The 2,720-nt window shown below is 71.2% G+C and carries 1 protein-coding gene and 1 pseudogene; both read right to left on the bottom strand.

Annotation, left to right across the window (positions count from 1 at the left end):
* Positions 1-1,945: bifunctional [glutamine synthetase] adenylyltransferase/[glutamine synthetase]-adenylyl-L-tyrosine phosphorylase (locus tag A9W96_RS12195; RefSeq protein WP_067140039.1), on the bottom strand; the 1,945-nt coding region annotated here is incomplete at its 3' end.
* A 72-nt stretch (positions 1,946-2,017) separates the two neighbouring features.
* Positions 2,018-2,720 (bottom strand): annotated as a pseudogene (locus A9W96_RS12200) (glutamine synthetase); the annotation flags it as partial.

Consider the following 2,720-nt stretch of genomic DNA (forward strand, 5'->3'; position numbering starts at 1 on the left):
CCCGGACCGGGTCGGAGTAGCGACTGGCCGAGGCGACCAGCGCGCGGGCCACCGCGGCGGGCTCGGCGTCGAGCAGCCTGGGGCCCGACGGCCCGTCGCCGTAGTCCTGAATCACCCGCGGGGCGCGCATCAGCAGGTCCGGCACGTACGCGGAGGTGCCCAGCACGTGCATGAGCCGGCGGGCCACCGCGGGCTTGTCGCGCAGCGTGGCCAGGTACCAGCTCTCGCCGGACAGCGCCTCGGACAGCCGCCGGTAGGCCAACAGCCCGCCGTCGGGGTCGGGCGCGTACGACATCCAGTTCAGCAGCCGGGGCAGCAGCACCGACTGCACCCGCCCGCGCCGGCCGCTGAGGTTGACCAGGGCCGACATGTGCTTCAGCGCGGTCTGCGGTCCCTCGTAACCCAGCGCGGCCAGCTGGCGCTCGGCGGCTTCGGAGGTCATGCCGTGCGCGATCTCCAGCCCGGCCGGGCCGATGGATTCCAGCAGCGGCTGATAGAAGAGCTTGGCGTGCAGCTGGGAGACCCGCAGGTTCTGGTGTCGCAGCTCCTCGCGCAGCACCCCGGCGGCGTCGTGGCGTCCGTCCGGCCGGATGTGGGCGGCCCGCGCCAGCCAACGCACCGCTTCTTCGTCGTCGGCCTCGGGCAGCAGGTGGGTGCGCTTGAGCCGCTGCAGCTGCAACCGGTGCTCGAGCAGCCGGAGGAACTCGTAGGAGGCGGTCAGGTTGGCCGCGTCCTCGCGTCCGATGTAGCCGCCCTGACCCAGCGCGGCCAGCGCGTCCACCGTCGACGCCACGTGCAGCGAGTCGTCGCCGCGGCCGTGCACCAGCTGCAGCAGCTGCACGGCGAATTCCACATCGCGCAGCCCGCCGCTGCCCAGCTTGATCTCGCGGCCGCGGACCTCGGCGGGCACCAGCTGCTCGACCCGGCGCCGCATGGCCTGCACCTCGACCACGAAGTCCTCACGCTCGCAGGCGACCCACACCATCGGCATCAACGCGTCCAGGTAGCGCCGCCCCAGCTCCGCGTCGCCTACGGCCGCACGGGCTTTCAGCAGCGCCTGGAACTCCCAGGTCTTGGCCCAGCGCTGGTAGTAGGCGATGTGCGACTCGACGGTGCGGACCAGTTCCCCGCTGCGCCCCTCGGGCCGCAGACCGGCGTCGACCTGGAAAAACGCCTCGGAGGCCAGCCGCATCATCTCGCTGGCCACCCGGGTGGTGACGGTGTCGGCCTGCTCGCCGACGAAGATGACGTCGACGTCGCTGACGTAGTTCAGTTCGCGGGCACCGCATTTGCCCATCGCGATGACCGCCAGCCGCGGCGGCATCCGGTCGCCGCACACGCTGTTCTCGGCCACCCGCAGCGCGGCGGCCAGCGCGGCGTCGGCCAGGTCCGAGAGGTGGGCCGCCACCACGGTGAACGGGACCACCGGCTCGTCCTCGACGGTGGCGGCCAGGTCCAGCGCGGCCAGCACCAGCAGCTGGTCGCGGTAGCGGGTGCGCAGGCGCACCATCGCCGAACCCGGCGCGGCCAGCGCCTCATCCACGCAGCCGGTGAACACCGCGCGCAGCTCGTCGCGGGTGGGCAGTTTGACGTTGCCGCGCAACAATTTCCAGGATTGCGGCTGGGCGATCAGGTGATCGCCCAGGGCCAGCGACGCGCCGAGCACGCCGAACAGCCGGCCGCGCAGCGGGCGTTCGGCGAGCAGGGCGGCGTTGAGTTCGTCCCACCCGGCGTCGGGGTTCTCCGAGAGCCGGACCAGGGCCAGCAGCGCGGCGTCAGGGTCGGCCGCGCGCGACAGCGACCACAGCAGGTCGACGTGCGCCTGGTCGTCGTGCTCGTACCACCCCAGTTGCGCCATGCGTTCGGCCGCTTGCGGATCGACCAACCCGAGCCGGCCGACGCTGGGCAGCCTGGGGCGCTGCGTCGCGGGTTTGGTCACGACCACGACCGTAGCGCAAGCCGCCCGTCTTCAGGCACGAGCGGCGCTAGTGCACAACGGGATATGCCCGATCCGGACCTACAGGGACAGGTAGGTGCTCAGCTCGTATGGGGTGACGTGGCTGCGGTAGTTGGCCCACTCCGTGCGCTTATTGCGCAGGAAGAAGTCAAACACGTGCTCCCCCAAGGTTTCCGCGACCAGCTCGGAGGACTCCATGGCGCGCAGCGCGCTGTCCAGGCTCGTCGGCAGCTCGCGGTATCCCATCGCGATGCGTTCCTCGGCGGTCAGGTCCCACACGTTGTCCTCGGCCTGTGGCCCCAGCACGTAGCCCTTCTCCACCCCGCGCAGCCCGGCGGCCAGCAGCACGGCGAAGGCCAGGTACGGGTTGCAGGCCGAGTCGGGGCTGCGCACCTCGACGCGCCGCGACGACGTCTTGTGCGGCGTGTACATGGGCACCCGCACCAGCGCGGACCGGTTGGCCGCGCCCCAGGACGCGGCGGTGGGCGCCTCGCCGCCGCCGACCAGTCGCTTGTAGGAGTTGACCCATTGATTGGTGACGGCGCTGATCTCCGAGGCGTGCTCGAGAATTCCGGCGATGAACGACTTGCCCACGTCGGACAGCTGCAGCGGGTCGTCGGGGCTGTGGAACGCGTTGACGTCGCCCTCGAACAGGCTCATGTGGGTGTGCATCGCGGACCCGGGATGCTGCCCGAACGGCTTGGGCATGAAGGTCGCGCGGGCGCCGTTCTCGATCGCCACCTCCTTGATGACGTAACGGAAC

It is taken from the genome of Mycobacterium sp. 1245852.3 (genome assembly GCF_001669335.1).
GTDB lineage: Bacteria > Actinomycetota > Actinomycetes > Mycobacteriales > Mycobacteriaceae > Mycobacterium > Mycobacterium europaeum_A.